The organism is Corynebacterium cystitidis, assembly GCF_900187295.1.
In the GTDB taxonomy this organism is placed as follows: Bacteria; Actinomycetota; Actinomycetes; order Mycobacteriales; family Mycobacteriaceae; genus Corynebacterium; species Corynebacterium cystitidis.
In genome coordinates this window covers 34,650-52,811 of sequence record NZ_LT906473.1, presented here as the reverse complement: position 1 = coordinate 52,811, position 18,162 = coordinate 34,650, and the positions used below count along the sequence as shown (strand labels likewise).

The following is an 18,162-nucleotide window of genomic DNA, read 5'->3' as shown; positions in this document are numbered from 1 at the left end:
GTAGTGAGGGTTGGGTATGAAGATTCCGGATATTGTTGTGATTGAGCCGACTGATGAGGCATTTATTTTGGATGGATTGTCGGCTCGGTTGGCGGCTGAGCCTCGGTCGTGTCCGCAGTTGGATGCGTTTGTTGGGCAGTTGCCTGAGCATTTAGCGGATCAGTGGTATGTGGCTGGTGATGGGGTTGTGGGGATTACTGATCCGGTGATGTCGGTTGGTAATGCACGGCTGTTGGGGGATAAGGCTGTGGCCAATAATGTGAGTATCGCGGTTCCTCAGTACAGTAATGTGATTGCTCGGGGGCATGCGTCCTTAGATTTCCATCTTGAACCAAGCGTTACTGCGGTTCGTGAGTATGTGTCTGAAGCGTTGATTCGGGAGACTATCCGGATGTCGCAGACGTTGCAACTTCCCAAACGCGAAGAGATGTACCTGATTGTTTATGATGTCTCGGATAGGTCTGAGCAGACTTATGTTCGGACTGTGTGGGACTACGATAATTCTGATTGGCAGGTGGAGTATAAGTTGGGTGCGTCCTCCCCGCGTTATTATTGTTTTGCTCCTAGTGATGAGGATGCTATCCGGCTTTTATCTCATTGGCCCAATGGTGGTACAGACATTGCTTCACTGGCCGAATGGGAAGAATTCCCCGAATAGGCGACCCTAGTACCTAGAGCCAAGAATAAACAGCGCTGACGGTGAAAACTAGTGGCGAATGCGGCACAGCATACCACCTGTTTGAAAGAGTTTGGTTGTGAAGTAGCAAGCATGCTACCACTGAGTTGAAAGCGGATGCGGTTGCTCGTGTGAAGGCGCGGTTCCACCCTGGGGACGTTGGCGTCGATGTTGGTGTCGGTGGGCCTCGCCATGAGTTTGCAGCCAGCGGGTTCATGTTGTGATTAAGGCTGATTGTTGACGTGCCGGACCTGACCCCTTGTTGGTGGACATGGGCTGAGTCCAGCTGAGAGCTGGGAAAGGTAGCCTGTTTGTTATGGCCCGTAAGACGTATTCGGAGCAGTTTAAGTGTGATGCTGTTCAGATGTATGAGGATTCGGAAGCTTCGATGGTCCAGGTGGCATCAGATCTTGGGATCAACCGAGGCTCACTCAATGCCTGGGTAATGAAGTTTGGTACCGGTAAACGCGCCCGGCTTGCTGAAGAAGCAGACAAAGCGCGGCAAGCCAGTGATGCAGAAAGGATCCGTCAACGAGAAAAGCAGCTTTCCCTGGTTGAGGAAGAACGCGATATTTTGCGTAGGGACGCCCAATATTAACCCACAAGAAATGGACGTGTGATCCGCTTCATGTTCATCGATGACTTGAGGTTACCCTCGAGTAGTGGACACCCGAGGGTAACCTCAGCAGGTATTAGCTCGTGTGGTGTTTGTTCATCGTGGTAACCAGCTGGTTGCCCAGCAGACGACCCTCGGACCCGAACATGGGGCTGGGTATGTGTGGACCCATGATCCGGCGAGTGGTGAGATCATCGGCCAGATCACCCTGACAAGCACCCACACACATCACCCGACCACAATCACCAATGGGGACGCTACTCCTGGTGCTGTGCGTGACTGGGATCAAGACCCCGGGTCGATGCGGATTTCTTCGCCCTTATTGCTGATCTAACGGGCGCACCACACTAGATTATTGATTCAGCTACAGGGGATGTCGTTGGCTCTTCATCCCAGACGCTGTACGGTAAACGTTCCTGGAGACGTCAGCAGTCCTCACCGCTGCTGTTTGAGGGGCAATACTACGACGATGAATCCGGATGGGCGTATAACCGTTTCCGGTACTACCATCCTGATGCTGGTGTGTACAACGCCCAAGACCCCCTCGGCGTAAGCCCCCGCATAGCCAGCGCCCAAGGATACGTCAACCACCCCGCATATTGGGTAGATATTTTCGGGCTCCAGGCACACGGCGAGAGCGTTCCACAACCAAAAAGCATCAGAGCCGATGATGTTAGCCCATCCAACTTTCGAGGAAATTCTTACGTTGCTTTAGACACAACAGGTCCTACAGGGAGTAGGATTGACCGACTTCATCTCGTGGGACAACACGCACTTGACGCGGCTGGGATCAGTTCTCGTCATACTCCAAGTATCCAAATGGAAGTAGCGGACCACACAACAACTCGAAACCATTCTGGAAACTTCAATCACGAAAACTTTCGTGAAGTGGAAAAGGTGCGCGCTCGGAAGGCTGCGGATGCAGCAGCCAACGGAGACATGTCTCTATGGGAAGATATGGTTCTCGACGAGGCAGCAGATATAGAAGCCCGTTTTCCAGGCAAATATAACAGTGCACTGAACGAAGCATTGGATTACTTCATTGAAAATGGAGATCTAGCGTTCCGTCCAAAGCGATAACATCAAGGAGTAGTACAACTCACATGAATTTTACAACTACCCCACCTCAGCCTTTAGAGTTCGGACGTTCCCGCGACTACTACGAGGCGAAAATCAATAATTTCTATTTTGATGCTGCGCCTTGGGGAACCTCCTTTACTGGTAATGCCGAATTCGAGGGAGAAATCCATAATGTTGGAGGCGCGTTTACAGATGATGTGGTCACTGGTGTGAGCGTGACTATTTCAGCGTCTGACTCCTTCGAGGGGATTACAGTCGATGTGCCGCCTGAGCAGTTCCACGAAGAGCTGAAGACCAGATACCCGGATGCTACGGTGCGGGAAACCAGCTACGACGAGATCATCTCAACAATCGACACGGGTGAGGTAACCACTGAGATTTTCTTTACAAACCGGAAACCTGTCACCATCCACTGGACACAGAAAAACTAATGCCTTCAAAGGAGCTTGTATGTGCGATTCAAGGCTTCCTCGTTGAGCGAGGTTGGTTCGCCACCGAAACAGGCGCAGCTTGTGGTTCGACGGGTCTGGTACTTGACACCCGTACACCTTCAGCTGGTGTTGATGCGTATCTTGAGGTGCATGGGCCTGATGGCCCGATCTTGGTGACTAAGAGTTTCACGCCGTTGAACAGGGCGATCGTCGGCAAACCTAGGAACGGCCTGGGTGCAGGTCTGTCTGCTGAAGCCAGCCGACTAGATCAGCTGGAAAGAGACGTCCGACACTTCGCGGAACGGGTCACGCCGCAGTGGATCGCTTCGGCGGTTTCTACTCGCGACAGATGTCTGACCCCAACCCACCTGGGTGATACTTTCCGTTTAATCCACAGTTTGATCAATGAGGATGATGACCAGCTTGCACGCAAGGTTCTTAATTCCTATCGCGCCTACGCGTCGCAGCACCTTGTGGCACCAGGTGCCCACGAATTGGATGAAGCTAAAGCGATCGCCACCCAGGTCAAGCTTCCTGCACTTACGCCTGCTGACTATGCCCGGCCGGAAGACAGAATTGTCGCCAATGAAGAGCACGAGTATCGCGCCTACGTACCAGGTAGCGACCCATGGACGATGGCAACCAGCTACGTCACTATTTCCGCTAGCGAAAGCCCTGATCGCGATAGGCTCGCGCAACTGGCCAAAGATGGTTTCGCCGTGATAAACGCCACCACCCACGAGCCAGTTGTGGCTGGTGATGAGGTGTCTGGGTTTGTTATGGAGACCCCGAGAGGGCGTTTGCCGTGGGCATCACCAACCATCGCGCGCTATGTGCTGGAGCATGATGGGCGACGGCAATCGCTTATCGACGCCACCAGCCAGGAAGCCTTCCTTACTCTCATGGACGGGCCCATTAACTCAGCAACCAGCGACCTCACCTTTGACTACTCTCTGGATGAGGACTGCTTCTATGCCGTGCTTCACAATTGGACCACCGGATCGATCACAGAAACAACTGGTGACTCAGACCGGATGAATCAGATCATTCAGGACTTCATCAACATAAGGTAATTCTGCGATGATGCCCGATGTTGGCTATTAGTGGTAGTTACGCCGACAATCCTACCCGTTGTAGGTAGACATAGGCTGACGCATGAAGATTCAGGAGCCCACATGGCCCAGATCGCATCTGGCCGTTGAGTCAACTGGGATGGGCGTGATCGTCGTGTAGCGAAAAACAGACTGATACGGCCACCGGTGAGATCTTCGGGGGCCCGACCCAGGACGCGTCATCAGTGTGCCCCGGGACAAGACACGTACCACCACACCATCACGACCTCCTGGAGCCAAGAATCTGCACGACAATGATCCGGGACACACAACTAACCCACCAGGTAGCACTGGCCAAGAAACTGTCGTGACTGAGTCCTACGGGTTCAGTCCTGCGGGTGTGTTGAGCTCTATTGCTACACCAACAATAAGCACGTCGTCTGGTGCGGTCGCACCGGCAGCGACTTCAGTAGCCCCAGCCCAGACTGCGGCTACAGCAACGGCGGATGCACAGGTTGATTTCCAGGGCACCAAGCCCACACGTGTAGGACGTACCACCTACACCTACGACAGGGCAGGACGAGTCACCTACACAGTAACTAAACGTGTGTGTAAGAAACCGTTGGTGAAGCATTTTTACTATGCGGCTAGTGGCCAACCCATCGGATACGACACCTCCGACGAACCTGGGGTGGGCTACCGCTATATCTACGACGGGTTGGATCGTCGTGTAGCAAAAGAACGCGTCGACACCACCACCGGGCGGGTGCTGGCTCGTATGGTGTTTGCCCATCGCGGTAACCAACTCGTTGCTCAGCAAACTACCCTTGGGCCCGATCGTGGGGCTGGGTTTGTGTGGACCCATGATCCGGCGAGTGGTGAGATCATTGGCCAGATCACCCTGACCGGCACCGACACCCATGTGGCGGATACCGGTAGTGGGAACGCAAATCCTGGTGATGTGCGTAACTGGGATCAAGACAGGGTCGATGCGGAATTCTTTGCTCTTGTTGCTGACCTGGCGGGCGCACCACACGAGATAATTGATCCAGCTACAGGGGATGTGGCCGGCTCTTCATCCCAGACGTTGTACGGCACACGCACCTGGCACGGTGAACAGTCCTCACCACTGCTGTTTGCGGGCCAGTACTACGACGATGAGTCCGGCTGGGCATACAACCGTTTCCGGTATTACCATCCTGACGCTGGTATCTACAACGCCCAAGACCCCCTAGGTGCCGCACCCCGCATAGCCAGCACCCAAGGATACGTCAACCACCCAGCACATTGGGTAGATGTCTTGGGGTTGATGGCGAATGTCCAAGATTTTATGAAATCTGACCTCGCAGATATGGCACCGGGACTAGGAAAAGATCTTCAAACGTCCGTCGTCGACGTGATCACGAAAGTAGGTGACAATGAAGCTGCGAAAAGACGCACCTTCGCTATGGCTATCGTAGAATCTCCTGAAGGTTCTAAGGTGCTAGCGGCATCAAGCGGAAAACATGGAAAACCTCTTGATCCGCTTTTTGCCCGTCACCTGCCAGATACTGTAGCGATAGGTGGTCAGGATTTGCCTGTTGAGCAAATAGCTTCAAATGCAACTTCGTCGAGCGGAAGGGCTCATGCCGAAGAAAGCATTGTAAACTTTGTAAAAAATGATGAATCACTGACGATGACACACATCGCCGCATCAAAGCAAGTTTGTCGAGACACCTGCTTGCCAGCGATCTCCGGACTGCCCAATGGCGTGGAAATAGTTACCCGAATAAGAAGGAGCTAAGGATGCAGGATGGCTCACTGGAAGAAGTCCTAAACCAGTTATCATCTTCGTTAGGGGTTAAGGGAACACTGAGTCTGATTGTGGAAAAATATCTTGCTGCGTACCAATTTAGTTGTCCACCGCTGATGACGTTCATCAATGAGCTCCAAGTGATTGATTCAGGATCGCAGAGATTGTGGTATGACCATGCAGCCCGTAAAAAGTTGTTGGAGATAACGGATGCGGCTGATCCAGAAAACGATGATGATGACCGGGATTTAGGTTCTATTCCCAAGTCATGGGAATGCCACGAATTGGCTTTAGAATTGGATACCACGCTGTCAGGGCAATCCGATACGATGCTCTTAGATTTTTGTAAGTCACTTTGCTCAGCGGAATTATCATTGACGTACTTCGCTAGCGTTTTGACACCCATTTCGGAGGAGCATAGCGCTTGGGGCGATAACTCAGCCCTAATCAAAGGTATAGATTTATCTGGCTCGATAATAGGTGCGAGTCTATCAAACAAGACGCTCATTAACTGCAACCTCGACCGTGCCGTAATAAATACTTCCAACTGCAACAACGTGACGTTTATAAACTGCCACGGCGACAATATACGCTTTATTTCCCCCCAATACGACGGAATATCCTTCATTGATTGCAAGTTAGGTTTTGTTTCATCAACCTTCTTAACTGACCGGATTTCCACTATCGAAAATTGCCACTTTTCTGGTTTTAATTTGAACGGTAACTTCGAGGGTCCAGTTCTCACAATCAAGTCCAGCACCATTTCCGGAATCTTCTCAGGAGTTGCTATTCAAGAAACTTCTCAAGGTGACCAATTCCTAGAATGCGACTTTTCTGGCGTAGTCTTTGAAGGGGCCCAACAGTTTCGTGGAGTCCCTATGGAACGAGTACAACTACCTCCAGAAGTTCAATACCTAATCATTCCCGATTGGACATCCGCAGCCCAGCAAATAGAACCATCACTCATAAAGATAAAGGACAGCGAGAACGCATCTCATAGACACCTCGCTAGCAATCTCTTGAAGGTTTTCGAGCAAGATCGCGCGACGACAGTAGCTAACGACCGTGGCTCCCGCTGGGCCGGTGAACTCCTTACTCAGCTCGACGAACACTCAGCTAAAGAGAAAAATTTTTACTGGCAAGTTTACAACAATGCGGGGATTCAATTGAAAAAATAGCTACTACTCGGCTCATATTTGTCCGGTCGACCCCATGTCCTCCAACAGGGGGTCAGGCCCCGCCGACCAGGTTTCAATCGTAGGTAACGGTACGCGGGATCGGGCAGATACGTTAGCTATGAATCCGCAAGGAGAAATTGCGGGTATCGAAGTCAAGCTGAATTCAGGGCGGTACACAGAGAATCAGGCGGCTGTATACTCGCACATTGCTGAAGGGAATAGCGCCATTATTGTCGGTGTGAAAATTAAACCGGTTAGTGAGGTGCCTGGTCGAGCTAATCCAGTGGTCACTAAAATCGAGTCTTTCCGAGTGGTTGAGCCAGCAGTCGGTGAAGGCCGAGCCCAAATTATAAAGAATGATTTACCGAAACCGAAATAGCGTTGAACTCTTATAGAGGACTTGGACGATGGAAAGGGTGCTATGACTGACTATTCGTATCCTTCGGTTGGAAGCGGGGAGGCTTACCGTGAAACCATGGAGATTTTAGGGTGGAGGAAACCCCGCAAAGATTCACCTATGTTCGTCTTGGCCGTTGATAAGTTGAATGTTCATGTCTATTTTGGTTATGCGTCTTTTCGGCGTAATCCGACAAACTTTTCAGCTTTGACTTCTATATCGGTACATTCGCCGTCGTGGGGTAAGGTGGCGAAAAAGATTCACTCTTCCTTCGAGCGCGGACTCGTCGCCCCTTTGACAAGTCTCGGAGAAACGACGCAGGGCATTCTAGGTACTGACGAACCAGGAAGTACGTCCGTGCAGATTCTCCGGCCGAGTGGAAGTATCAACCAAGCACGTCTTGCGCAATTCACGAACGATGTCAAGCTTTGGGTAGAAACCATGGATATCCTTTTAGCATTTCAGTTGCGAGACCGGTTTTTCCCGAATCAACTCTTTGCTCCAGCTGCGGCTTCGTACGCTGGTTATTTAAACCATCAAGGATTCCACGAAGAAGCCATCCACCACATAGACTACGCACTGCTTTTACGAGATTCAGGTCCAAATAATCGGAACGATGAAAGCTTTGAAGCTATCGAGGCGATGAACGCTTATATCAAGGAGACGATTTAAATGTTGGCGTGGCTGTACAAGCCGACAATCTTCAATCAGGACCCGTCCGACTACCCTTTATTCGAGATTAGCCAGCGGTGGGCAAGAGATGGGTTTAGCCAAGTGCCATCGATGGTGGAAATCTCTCCTGCGCTCGGCAACGGCGCCACGGTGGTCGCATAGGAATGTGAATCAGGGCAGGAAGACCAGTTGACTAGATTAGCTCGTCAGAACTCGTGGGGTCTTGCTTTTGTTGATTCGGCAGAGGTCGTCCTGTTCGGAGACGAATCGGAAGATGTTGAGACAGCCACCTCGGTGCAGACCTACCCTTGGGGTTCGAAGCTAGGGGTGGGTGAGCGCTTAAGGCTAGCTCAGCGGCGTGAAATTATTGCCAATCCAGATCAAGACCCACGCATTCAAGAAGGCTTCGTTGTCATCACAGATACGTCGAGAAGCGCACATGGTGATTTCTATATCCAGGCGCGATACTTAGCCGTAGATGACGTATGGATCGTTGAAACCCGCAAGGGCAATGCGCAGCAGCACTACGGTCGCGAGGTACAAGATCGGGACATAGTCATCACAATATTTAGGCAATGGCTAGAAACCGGCGACGTGTCAGCCGACGAAAACGACTGGCGCAAAGTGGAACTTTAGGCACGAAGTCCGAGAAGTCACCACTGATGCTAGGAGCGTAATGAAATTGCTTCGTCGAGAAATATTTATAACGGTGTGACACAGTGGGCTAAGTATGCCTTAAGTTTTTAAGTGTAGCGCCGTGACGGTAGGAAGTGTTGAGAAGAATGAGCTCCAAGAATACTGAACTTGCTTCATCTCTGATTATTCAAATTCCGGGATTTGAAAAGTCGATGCAAGCACGCGACGGCGTGGTTTTTGAGATGAAACTTCACGACGGCCGTAGTGCCGTCGGTTGGGTAATTACGAATAAGTTTCCGCGGTTTCTTGTTCCTTTGTTTACGATTTTGGGTGTTGTCGATGATGTCGCTGAGGTTGAAGCCGATCGTGATGGTTGGGTTGCGGCTCACCGCGAGGAACCTTTGGTAACGCCAATGTTGGTCACACCAACAATGTTTGGTAAATTTCGGATGGCACGTCGCCTAGGTGTTGTGGATTCGAAGTTTGATCCAGCGCAGTGGGGAGTGATGTGGGATGACTCGTTGTTTGATCCTGTCCGTAATCAACGCTATGCCTCCAAGATTAATCGTGAGCCCGTTGGTCAGGAGGAATCGTATCAACGCCGCGATGAGTGGGATATCGTTAACGCGGCTGACAGATCTCGCACAGCACTGACCATGGAGCAACAGGAGGGGCTTTACATCGTTGCAAAGTCGACGTTGATGCCCGGGGCTGTTGATATCGTGCTTGCCCAAGTTCTGGCTGTCCATGAAGGTAAACCTATTCCGCAACGGCATGGTCCTGAATTACCTGAAGATTTGTGACGTTGACGGAGGGCCGATATCAGACACCAGGCCATTACTGGCCCATAGAGACCGACCACAACGGTCAGACCCATTTATGATGGGCAGGAGCGTCGTGGAGCAAAAGAGCAGATTGATACCGCTACCGGGCAGGTGCTGGCTCGTATGATGTTTGTGCATCGTGGTAACCAACTAGTTGCCCAGCAGGCCACCCTCGGGCCCGGGCGTGGGGCTGGGTACGTCTGGACCCATGAACCGGCGAGTGGTGAGATCATCGGCCAGATCACCCTGACCGGCACCCACACACACCACCCGACCACCATCACCAACACAGACGCTGATCCTGGTGATGTACGTAACTGGGATCAAGACAGGGTCGATGCGGAATTCTTTGCTCTTGTTGCTGATCTGGCGGGCGCACCACACGAGATTATTGATCCGTCTACCGGTGATGTGGTCGGACAGTCGTCACAGACGTTATACGGTAAACGTGTCTGGAGAGGTCACCAGTCCTCACCACTGTTGTTTGCGGGTCAGTACTACGATGATGAGTCCGGTTGGGCGTATAACCGTTTCCGCTATTACCATCCTGATGCTGGTGTCTATAATGCCCAAGACCCCTTAGGGGCCGCACCCCGTATCGCTAGCGCCCAAGGATACGTCAACCACCCAGCACACTGGGTGGATATCTACGGGCTGAAGGCGCACCCTTTGTGGAGCCCTCGAGAGGTTCTTGGCAAGCGAGTATATCAACAGAATGGAACGCATGTCTTCGATCCCTTCAAGGAAGTTTACCTGCCGAATTCGATCGGTGGTGGAAAAGGGACCAACTTGGATCTGATGCGTGCAGGTCGTGCACCAATAGGAGTCGATGACAACCCAGTTAATCTCCATCATATAGGGCAAGATGATCGGTCTGCGCTCGTTGAAATAACTGCTGAAACCCACACTAAGCATAGGAGCACTCTGCATATATATGATGGTCTAAGCAGGAAGGATTTTCCCGTTGACGTGATCCCAGTTGACAGGGAATCATTCAATGCATGGCGCGAACAGTACTGGATGGAAAGGGCGCGAGATTTCGAATGATTGATAAGTCGGATTTGGATGGCGCACAAGTGAGCTATTTTTACGGTGACGGATTTTCTCAGGATGAGATCGAAACCGGGTTCAAGAGAGCACCAGAGTGGATCCCTGATGAGTATTTTAGTTTCTGGAAGCAATTCACCGAGTTCAACCCACCATCGGTTATCTTCTTCACCCCAGCACCCTACGGGGCTTACCCAAATGCCTTTGAAGGTTTTAGTGACACATTTTGGAATTCAGGCTTTAAGGATTCCGAACGTTTCTTCCCTGTAGCGTACGCAGATGCTCTTCAATGGGGTGTTTTTGAGAAGCTCCAGGATGGATCAGTCTTCTGTGGCATGTACGATTTCGTCCAAGAGGAGTACTACATGGGTCCATTCAATTCATTCCTAGAGTGGATCAAAAATTTCCGATAGTAGTCCGCTCTCTACTCTCTGTATCAGCTTCTTTATAATGATGCAGGCTATAAGGTCTCACCTAAACACCACTACGTGACAACGACCACTGATCATGAGGAAGCCCTACGGCTGATCAACTACTGGATCGACGGCGGAACTGATATCGCTGACCAAGCAGACTTGGCATCCCCTCAAGCGGTAGGCATACAGTGGGCTGTGCTCGATTCGTCTACGTCGGCTTTTTGGGAGTAGATGATGTCTGATTATGAGTCGTTTCATACTGAACTGTCTCGGCGGATGGGTTTGCCGATACCGTTTCCTACCCGGTGGGAGACCTGTTCTGATGAGGATCTGGATGCCTACATTAAAGGTGTTGATACTGCTATTGAGGACCCTTCCATAACCGATTTTGAAGTCGCCGGTCTTCTTCGAGGGATTTGGGAGCATGTGTCAACAAAGCAGAAAAAGTACTTCGATGTGTTTGTTGACTACTATTACCGGATCACAGAGAAGCAGGGCCGGCAGACGGTATACAATATCCTGACCAAAATTGGTGGCAGTAGTAAAGCCACGATGGATAAATTCTTGGAGATCTATCGAACCGATCCGACACATGTCGACGATGAGTTAGTTAACCTGCTGGCAAAAAAGGGAGGCCAAGAGCAGTGGGATGCTATTGCTCAGGCAGCAAGCACCCCAAATAGTATCAAGCGGCTAAAGTCTTTCTCCACGAAGATGGCCTCGTCCCTGGAACGACGTGGCGTTAACCCATGGATCCCTACCCTTGAGAAGACCACCGACGATACAACCGATACAGACTAGGACATATCATGATTATTCCGAACTATATTCCGATTACTGCTGAGCAATACGACCAACTGACCACCAGCGATCCGGATGATGCTGTTGGCCTAGTGTTCGTATGGATGGAAGAGCAAGCCAACGGTCCCGGTACCGATATTGATAAGGATGCTGATGATCTCGCAGCCGGACTCAACGAAGAGACTACTGCCAGCGCGGTAAGCGGTAAAACTCTTCTTTGCCAGGATCCGCCCTTGTTGGTGGCCACACCAGAAGAGACACCCGCGATGGCCCAGGCTTTGGCTTCCGCGTCGGTTAAGGATGAAGAGCTTGCTACATCCCTCGAGACGCTAGCGGATTTCTATGCTTCTACTGCTGCTCAAGGCCATGCCGTGGCCATCATCTATAACTAACCTCCTCCTCTGCTTCCGAGGACGAGGAGCCTGGCACTGGGTCATTGCATTCGGGGGATGTTTCCTTGTCCCGGTCCCCGTATCTGTGGGGCCGGGGCGTGAAACTCCGCCAGAACACACGATCGTTAATTAGGCGAAAGGACGGTTGATGGCTGCAATGTCGAAGAATAAATTGTTTGCTGATACTGATGATTGGTTTGCGCAGCGGGGTTTGACACGCAAAGGTACAAGGCAGCCTAACTGGGTTAAGGATTTCGGCCCTGACTTCCAGTTCGTGCTTCATTGTGACCCGATTAAGCTTTCGGACGAGGTGTATGAGGCAAGTTTTGGTTACTGGGAGCGGTTTCCTAGTCTGGAGAAACTTCATGTTCCTGACTTGGCTCATTTTAGTACGACATTTTCGGTAGTTTGTTGATGATTTCTTGGATGTTGGCGGGGATCGGGGTTTGGGCGTGGATGGTTTGACCGGCAACGTTGATGGTGAAGGTGCGGTATTTTTTTAGGGTTCGTACGAGTCGTTTCAGTGATAGGCCTGAGGTTTGTTCTAGTAGGTGTCCGACAGCCATCGCACACATCACGATGGTTAGGTGGGCTTGGATGGAATCTTCGAGTCGGGCGTAGACGGGGCGTGCTTTTAGATCGGATTTAGCCATTCGGAAGGATTTCTCGATTCTAAATAACTGCCGGTAGGCCCCGATAACCTGCTCAGCAGTCAGATCAGTGCGTGAGGTTTCATAGCCTTTGATCCCGGCCATCGCCGTGTGTTTTTCAGCTAGGGCGTAGTTAACTTTCTTGTGTGGTGCTTTTAGATCGACATACCGGTTACGTTTGACTGGTATGTCACCGGCAACAGCACGCTGAAGCCTTGGCGACTTGTTCTTTAATCCCACGCAGGCTGCGCCGGGCCCTATCGTGGGAGTACTGGTAGTAGGTTCTTGTTGATGATGTCTTCGGTGCTCTGGCATCAGCATGACTATCAGTACTCCAGATCTGGCCGTCCTTGTAGTCCGTGTCAGGATGATCAGCACGCCATTGGGCAATCACCTGCGGGATGCGAGTGTCTTTAACGCCCAGGATGTAGTGCAGACCGGCGTTGAGGACTGCTGTTTTGTTAGCGGCGGAAAACATCCCGGCATCAGCCACAATCGTCACGGTATCCAGCTGGTACGCGTCTTGCAGGCGCTGAATCATCGGCAGCATTGTCTGGGTTTCTGCTTTGTTGCCTTCAAACGCATGAATAGCCAGTGGTAAACCGGCAGCATCGGTGAGCATCCCTACGGTGATTTGTGGCTCGAGGCGGCGTTCTTTAGAAAACCCTGGTTTACGCAGTTCATCGGGGGTATCGGTTTCGAAATACAACGTGGTCACATCGTAGAGGACTAACACGCCCGGCCCGACAGCAGCATACCGGGCTAGTGCTTGAGTAATCGGGGTGCGATAAGACTCGGTGGCATAGCGTGGCAAGTGACGTTTAATCGTGGCATACGAGGCAGACTGGACACCGACTTCTGCCAGGGTTTCCATCGAATCAAACTTGGAACCAGGATGGATCACCCGAGCCGCCACCAAATCATAAAACACCCGGTCACCACCGGTAGCCTCAACAAGACCAAGATGGTGAAAACCACCGGCGATAGCATCCAACAACACCCCGGCACGTTCGGTGGTAATCGGCACAGGATTATGCTCACTGCCCGTACCACCAGCTGCGCCCACACCGTCTAGACCGAATTCCAGTTGGGTTTGCCCACTATCAATCAGACGCTGAGCACGTGCTTTTAACACCGCAAGATCGTGTGCGTTGTGTGCTGAACCAATGTGATCAAGTACCGGCTTGCGGTGTTTATAACCCCACACCACCTGCACAGCCGACGCACCCGAGGCAGTAGTAACTGTACGGATCTTCGGTGGCATAACTAACAGCCTAGCCCCACCCCCACAACTACCCGCTTAGTACGACATTTCGCACTAAACAAACCCAAACCCACCGGCCACAACGTCAATATGATCTACAACACACCAAAATGAGCCAAGTCAGGACTTACTAACAACCCCCCCGGCAGACGAAATAACGTTGTTGCTATCCGACCCAATGCGATAAGTGGTAGTCTTCACCATAAGGGTGAACCTTTCTGCTTGATGATTTTAGTGTCGTAACTTCAAATCATACCCGGTCAGAAAGCTCACCCGCCTACATTTTCGGCTCTAACACCCTAACCCCCCATGAAAAATCCGGGCTAGAATTAGGCCTGTACATCTCAAGCTTTATTCTTTGAGGAGGTAGTTTCTTCAATGGCGACTTCATCTTCACGTCGCAGGCTTGTCCGATTCATTTTTCTTAGCGGCGTGTTGTCGATACTCGTAGCAGGCTGCACAAGCGCTTCAGAAACACCAGAAGTCACTCAGTCTTCCACTTCGTCCGTCGAGATTTCAGGCCTCGACGGGCTGGATGGAAATATTGATGTGCCACCTGCGTCCGATGCCGACTATGCGGCTACTATTGTTGCGTTTGCTCAGAGGGTGTCTGATCATTGGCCACATGCTTCCAAGGTGTGGCCAGGAGCAGATTATACTGAGCATGTTGCTGTGGTGTTTCGGCTGAACAATGAAGGATCGGTCGTAACCGCGTGGGCAGTAGATTTTCAAGGGTCGCATGAACTGCAACCGGAAGAAACCAAGCAGCTAATAGCTCCACCTCCCGGTGGTTACAGTCCAGGAGAGTTTAATGGCCGAACTGCAGTGTTTTTGTCAATAGATGATTTGAACCGGGCGAAAGATCCCGACGGTGAGGAACTTTACCGTTTCGCATCCCACGAGCTCGTTCATTTCTACCATCAACCTGATCTCGACCAGCGTGGAGAGGAAAGCGATGGTAGGTCTCAGGATTACCCTATTGATCCTGAACCGCGCGTTATGCGGCGGATGATCTACCACAATCTGTTGAGCGCATATGAGAATCCGGACCGCGCACAAGAGCACCTTGAACACGCCAAATTCTGGCAAGAAAAATGGCAACAGACGTATCCGGCCGAGTATCAGGGAGTTAGGCATTCTGATCTGGTCGAGGGGCATGCGCGCTATGTGGAGTATCTATTGACGTTCTATCGCCCAGACCTTTCGCCTGAGCAATTCCGCCAGAGGGCGATACAGGTGCTCAATAAGGATCAAGTGTTCAGCGCCGCTGATATGGAAGGTTATGAGATCAATTATCTGGCTGGATTACTCCTCGACTCTTTACAGCCTGCGTGGAAAGACGACGCTCTCAGGAACCAAACTCCTTTCATTGAAACACTTTTGCAGCCATTCAATGCGAAAGAGCAAGAGCTTGATTCCCAGCTAGATGAGCAGGTCAATAAGGATATTGAGGAGATTAACAGCGGTATTGCAGAATCGATCAAACCGCTCGAGGCTGCAGAAAAAGATACCTCTATTCCCTATCTAGTCATCGATAAATCGGCTTCCGAGAGCAGTTTCGGAGCCGAGCATTTCATCAGTATCGACGGTAAAGAGGTAGCAACTACTTTTGTAGCCAGCTATCAAACCGATGGCGGGCAGTTGGTCATCTTGGGAGCTCCCGTCTACATGAGGGGTGATCAGATTACCGTACCGCTGCCGAAAGATACTACCGATCAGGACGGTAGGCTCGATATTGACAGCGATAGCGTCATAGCAACGAACATTGAGGTAGACAAAACAAATGATCCTGATGGCAGGATCCTGTATCTGGTCAAGGTGGTCAACTAACTAAAGTAGCGACGATGGGAGAGCATAGCCACGCCCTCAGCCATACACACGTGGGACGGCTAAGGGTTTGGTTGACAGTCTTTCTTCTGTTTCTAGGCCGCGAGTGTCACGACCGGTTCCATAATTGCGTCGTATTCGATGGGTGTTAATTTTCTTAGCGCTCGTTGGCACCTCTTCCTGTGGTAGGTGCGTTCGATACAGTGGGTAATCGCGGCCGAGAGCACGAGGTGACCTGTCCCGGGTTTGCTTCTTAGGCATTTACCTTGCTTTTTATTTTCTCTGATGTGTTGGCGTTCTGCCAATAGTCAGCTTCGACCTCAGCAGGTGTGTGACAGTCGAGTGCTCGGTGGAGTCGGCTAGTGTTCCACCAGGTGACCCATTCAAACGTGGCGATCTCGACTTCGAGGACATCAGCCCATTGACGATCGTTGACCAGCTCATTCTCGTACGAGCCGTTCACGTTCTCCGTTAGAGCGTAATCGTAGGAATCCCCGACCGTCCCGGTCGAGGGAAGGATCCCGTACTCGATAAGCCGCTAGTGTACTGTCCCGCTTTTAGATTTCTAGTGTAGTAGTGTTGGTGTATGTCTCATGCTGCTGCCGCGTTATGCGTTACTGATGAACAGCGTTTAGCGTTGGAGAAGATTGCGTGTTCACCGTCTCGTGCCCATCGTGAGGTTGTGCGTGCCAAGGTGTTGTTGGCTGCTGCTGACGGGGTGGCTAATGCCGGGATTGCTAGGCGTTATGGTGTTTCGGTGGTGACGGTACGTGCGTGGCGTGACAGGTTTGAACGTGATGGGCTTGTTAATTTCGGGAAAGCAGCTGCTGGTCGGGGACGTAAGCCGACGTATACCAACGAGGATTACATCTCTATGTTGGAGATGCTGTTTAATACCCGTCCACCGAATGGGGATGCGCGCTGGTCGACTTGGACAATGGCGGCAGCAACCGGGATGAGTAAAACAACGATTGCAAAGATCTGGAAAGCGCTTGGCATTAAGCCTCATCGCACTGACCCCGGGTCGATGCGGATTTCTTCACCCTTATTGCTGATCTAGCGGGCGCACCACACTAGATTATTGATCCAGCTACAGGGGATGTCGTTGGCTCTTCCTCCCAGACGCTGTACGGTAAACGTTCCTGGAGGCGTCAGCAGTCCTCACCACTGCTGTTTGAGGGGCAATACTACGACGAAGAATCCGGGTGGGCATACAACCGCTTCCGGTATACCACCCTGATGCCGGTGTCTACAATGTCCAAGACCCCCTAGGCGCGACACCCCGCATCGCTAGCGCCCAAGGATACGTCAACCACCCAGCCCACTGGGTACACATCTTGGGTTTGATGGCTCATGGTCTCTCACGGGACAACATCCCAAATTCGGTGACCAGAATGCCAAATGGCCAGTATCCTCGAAATGCCCAGCATGCCGGAAAGACCTTTGACGTCGTAGGCAATGGTCCACGCGCGGTACAAGCCAGTGCCGAAGGATTTACGGAGGCGAACTTCCGCTCAGATGGTTCGATCGATCTCGATCCGCATATTTATCATCCAGATGGCGTAACTAGCGGCGAACAATGAGTGCCAGTAAACTCGGGAAATCCTGCACAAGATATTAGAATTGCAGACCAACAAGCTGGGATTAGCAACAGTTACCGTCGAGCGGACGGCAACCCTACCGGCAACGCCTTGACTTGGCATCATGACACTATAACCTGTACTAACCCGGTTTCAGGTGCAACAGAAGGACGGATGACCTTAGTTCCTTGGTCGCTTCACAGTGCCGTTGGCCACCACGGAGGAGCATCGACGTGGACGATGGGATATTTCTAGAAAATATTGATTGAGTTGAGGAGTGATGATGGATTACAGACGGTGGTTTTATCAACAGGGACAGGGGTGTGATGACCAGCGGGTTAACGAGATGGAGGTGGCATTAGGAAGAGTACTTCCAAATGCGTATCGACAATTGATTAAGAACACTGGTGGTGGCCTGGTTGCGACGGACCTGATGTATCTGCCAGAGGAATATGCAACACGTGCCCACAATTATGCGAGCATCTCTATGGTCTATGGCAACGGGAAGACAGCCTCTGGGCCAAGGCTTGATCTTGATCTGATAGTTCCTGAAACGGTCGAGCAGTGGGAACTACCGGAGTGGGGTTTACCGTTTGCCGAAGGCGAGATCGGCCCCGCGCAGTCATTTCTGATTAATTACGACAATCCAGCGTATCCGGCAGGGGCAATAATCTATACCTATCAAGACATTGGCTGTGAAGTTTTGCTGGCGGCAACATTTGAAGAGTTTTGCCAGGCTGTATTTGAGCGCCACACCGAGTCACAACGAACCAATTAGACTGGAGGGAACAACAGAGATCGCACAACCGCCAAGCAGGCTGTGCTTAACTC

General features: G+C 51.4%; 23 protein-coding genes and 3 pseudogenes. 23 read left to right on the top strand and 3 right to left on the bottom strand.

Going from position 1 to position 18,162, the window contains the following annotated elements:
* Positions 1 to 16: 16 nt before the first annotated feature.
* The 19 genes and pseudogenes from CKV99_RS00285 to CKV99_RS14605 all read left to right on the top strand — a co-directional run bounded on the left by CKV99_RS00285 (position 17) and on the right by CKV99_RS14605 (position 12,425).
* Entirely contained in the window at positions 17 to 658 is a 642-nt protein-coding gene (locus tag CKV99_RS00285) for a hypothetical protein (protein WP_092261118.1), read from the top strand.
* Between the two features lie 334 nt (positions 659 to 992).
* A complete protein-coding gene (locus CKV99_RS00280) occupies positions 993 to 1,274 on the top strand; it encodes a transposase (RefSeq protein ID WP_092261117.1) in 282 nt (93 codons plus the stop codon).
* Positions 1,275 to 1,377: 103 nt separating this feature from the next.
* Positions 1,378 to 1,626 carry a hypothetical protein gene (locus CKV99_RS00275; protein ID WP_092261115.1) on the top strand — a complete coding sequence of 83 codons (249 nt, stop codon included), beginning with the start codon at positions 1,378 to 1,380 and terminating at the stop codon, positions 1,624 to 1,626.
* Between the two features lie 17 nt (positions 1,627 to 1,643).
* Positions 1,644 to 1,853, top strand: a pseudogene (locus CKV99_RS15025) (RHS repeat-associated core domain-containing protein); the annotation flags it as partial.
* A gap of 198 nt (positions 1,854 to 2,051) precedes the next feature.
* Positions 2,052 to 2,372, top strand: a complete 321-nt coding sequence (locus tag CKV99_RS14610) for a hypothetical protein (RefSeq protein ID WP_231910115.1) — start codon at positions 2,052 to 2,054, stop codon at positions 2,370 to 2,372.
* A 23-nt stretch (positions 2,373 to 2,395) separates the two neighbouring features.
* Positions 2,396 to 2,803, top strand: a complete 408-nt coding sequence (locus CKV99_RS00265) for a hypothetical protein (protein WP_092261112.1) — start codon at positions 2,396 to 2,398, stop codon at positions 2,801 to 2,803.
* A complete protein-coding gene (locus CKV99_RS00260; RefSeq protein WP_092261110.1) occupies positions 2,803 to 3,876 on the top strand; it encodes a hypothetical protein in 1,074 nt (357 codons plus the stop codon). Before CKV99_RS00265 ends, CKV99_RS00260 begins: the two co-directional genes overlap by 1 nt.
* 346 nt (positions 3,877 to 4,222) lie before the next feature.
* Positions 4,223 to 5,638: an RHS repeat-associated core domain-containing protein gene (locus tag CKV99_RS00255; protein WP_095114633.1), complete on the top strand. Its 1,416-nt coding sequence runs from the start codon at positions 4,223 to 4,225 to the stop codon at positions 5,636 to 5,638.
* Between the two features lie 2 nt (positions 5,639 to 5,640).
* Positions 5,641 to 6,825, top strand: a complete 1,185-nt coding sequence (locus CKV99_RS00250) for a pentapeptide repeat-containing protein (protein WP_092261106.1) — start codon at positions 5,641 to 5,643, stop codon at positions 6,823 to 6,825.
* A gap of 421 nt (positions 6,826 to 7,246) precedes the next feature.
* Positions 7,247 to 7,894, top strand: coding sequence for a hypothetical protein (locus CKV99_RS00240; RefSeq protein ID WP_092261104.1), 648 nt, complete (start codon positions 7,247 to 7,249; stop codon positions 7,892 to 7,894).
* Positions 7,895 to 8,056, top strand: a complete 162-nt coding sequence (locus CKV99_RS14130) for a hypothetical protein (RefSeq protein WP_157728303.1) — start codon at positions 7,895 to 7,897, stop codon at positions 8,054 to 8,056. It abuts the gene before it with no gap.
* A gap of 27 nt (positions 8,057 to 8,083) precedes the next feature.
* Entirely contained in the window at positions 8,084 to 8,530 is a 447-nt protein-coding gene (locus CKV99_RS00235) for a hypothetical protein (protein ID WP_092261102.1), read from the top strand.
* Between the two features lie 146 nt (positions 8,531 to 8,676).
* Positions 8,677 to 9,333 carry a hypothetical protein gene (locus CKV99_RS00230; protein WP_092261099.1) on the top strand — a complete coding sequence of 219 codons (657 nt, stop codon included), beginning with the start codon at positions 8,677 to 8,679 and terminating at the stop codon, positions 9,331 to 9,333.
* Between the two features lie 144 nt (positions 9,334 to 9,477).
* On the top strand, positions 9,478 to 10,401 hold the full coding sequence (locus CKV99_RS00225) for an HNH/ENDO VII family nuclease (protein ID WP_092261097.1): 924 nt from the start codon (positions 9,478 to 9,480) through the stop codon (positions 10,399 to 10,401).
* Complete coding sequence (locus CKV99_RS00220) at positions 10,398 to 10,814, top strand: hypothetical protein (RefSeq protein ID WP_092261095.1); 417 nt, start codon at positions 10,398 to 10,400, stop codon at positions 10,812 to 10,814. Before CKV99_RS00225 ends, CKV99_RS00220 begins: the two co-directional genes overlap by 4 nt.
* A 75-nt stretch (positions 10,815 to 10,889) precedes the next feature.
* Positions 10,890 to 11,048: a hypothetical protein gene (locus CKV99_RS14125; protein ID WP_157728301.1), complete on the top strand. Its 159-nt coding sequence runs from the start codon at positions 10,890 to 10,892 to the stop codon at positions 11,046 to 11,048.
* Positions 11,049 to 11,618, top strand: a complete 570-nt coding sequence (locus CKV99_RS00215) for a hypothetical protein (RefSeq protein ID WP_092261093.1) — start codon at positions 11,049 to 11,051, stop codon at positions 11,616 to 11,618.
* A gap of 8 nt (positions 11,619 to 11,626) precedes the next feature.
* Positions 11,627 to 12,010: a hypothetical protein gene (locus CKV99_RS00210; RefSeq protein WP_092261092.1), complete on the top strand. Its 384-nt coding sequence runs from the start codon at positions 11,627 to 11,629 to the stop codon at positions 12,008 to 12,010.
* Positions 12,011 to 12,158: 148 nt separating this feature from the next.
* Positions 12,159 to 12,425 carry a hypothetical protein gene (locus CKV99_RS14605; protein WP_231910114.1) on the top strand — a complete coding sequence of 89 codons (267 nt, stop codon included), beginning with the start codon at positions 12,159 to 12,161 and terminating at the stop codon, positions 12,423 to 12,425.
* Here the strand turns inward: CKV99_RS14605 and CKV99_RS00205 are convergent.
* A pseudogene (locus CKV99_RS00205) lies at positions 12,397 to 13,924 on the bottom strand (IS1634 family transposase). The gene CKV99_RS14605 and the pseudogene CKV99_RS00205 overlap by 29 nt on opposite strands.
* Positions 13,925 to 14,302: 378 nt before the next feature.
* On the opposite strand from CKV99_RS00205, the gene CKV99_RS00200 reads away from it, so the two are divergent.
* Entirely contained in the window at positions 14,303 to 15,754 is a 1,452-nt protein-coding gene (locus CKV99_RS00200) for a hypothetical protein (protein ID WP_092257936.1), read from the top strand.
* 92 nt (positions 15,755 to 15,846) lie between these two features.
* Here CKV99_RS00200 and CKV99_RS14120 read toward each other — a convergent pair.
* Together CKV99_RS14120 and CKV99_RS00195 are read right to left on the bottom strand one after the other, a co-directional pair.
* A pseudogene (locus tag CKV99_RS14120) lies at positions 15,847 to 15,975 on the bottom strand (IS3 family transposase); the annotation flags it as partial.
* Positions 15,976 to 16,004: 29 nt separating this feature from the next.
* Positions 16,005 to 16,214, bottom strand: a complete 210-nt coding sequence (locus tag CKV99_RS00195) for an integrase core domain-containing protein (RefSeq protein ID WP_408607545.1) — start codon at positions 16,212 to 16,214, stop codon at positions 16,005 to 16,007.
* A 123-nt stretch (positions 16,215 to 16,337) separates the two neighbouring features.
* Between CKV99_RS00195 and CKV99_RS00190 the strand changes: the two genes are divergently transcribed.
* From CKV99_RS00190 to CKV99_RS00175, 3 genes are all read left to right on the top strand, one after another.
* Complete coding sequence (locus CKV99_RS00190; RefSeq protein ID WP_092257939.1) at positions 16,338 to 16,811, top strand: helix-turn-helix domain-containing protein; 474 nt, start codon at positions 16,338 to 16,340, stop codon at positions 16,809 to 16,811.
* A 523-nt stretch (positions 16,812 to 17,334) separates the two neighbouring features.
* Positions 17,335 to 17,586, top strand: coding sequence for an HNH endonuclease (locus CKV99_RS15020; protein WP_092257944.1), 252 nt, complete (start codon positions 17,335 to 17,337; stop codon positions 17,584 to 17,586).
* Between the two features lie 25 nt (positions 17,587 to 17,611).
* A complete protein-coding gene (locus CKV99_RS00175) occupies positions 17,612 to 18,109 on the top strand; it encodes an SMI1/KNR4 family protein (RefSeq protein ID WP_092257947.1) in 498 nt (165 codons plus the stop codon).
* Positions 18,110 to 18,162 lie beyond the last annotated feature (53 nt).